This is a genomic window from Neisseria sp. P0014.S009 (assembly GCF_051958155.1).
In the GTDB taxonomy this organism is placed as follows: Bacteria; Pseudomonadota; Gammaproteobacteria; order Burkholderiales; family Neisseriaceae; genus Neisseria; species Neisseria flavescens_C.
This window is the reverse complement of the sequence record NZ_JBQCVS010000175.1, coordinates 1-253: the sequence shown is the minus strand read 5'-3', so window position 1 is coordinate 253 and position 253 is coordinate 1. Positions and strand designations below refer to the sequence as shown.

General features: G+C 53.4%; 1 protein-coding gene. It reads right to left on the bottom strand.

The window, feature by feature from the left end; genetic code table 11:
* Positions 1–253 (bottom strand): surface lipoprotein assembly modifier (locus ACTHS4_RS12185; RefSeq protein ID WP_440366020.1); only part of this gene is annotated, 253 nt, incomplete at both ends.

Below are 253 nucleotides of genomic sequence, written 5' to 3'. Positions count from 1 at the left end.
CCCCATGCGCGGTAGTGGGTGTGGCGGTTGCGGAAGTCGTATTCGAAATAGGGCAGCAGAGAAAAGGAGGAGCGTGTGTCGGCATAGGCATATCCCGCATACAGTGAACTGTTGTGATAGCTGTAATCCGGCATGGCTGTCGAATCTTTGTCTTTTTCCGTATAGCGGTTGCCGTACAGTACACCGCGCACCTGTACACCGTGATGCCCTTTGAGTGGGACGGTTTTTTCAGTGGTCGCGCTATAGGATGAGA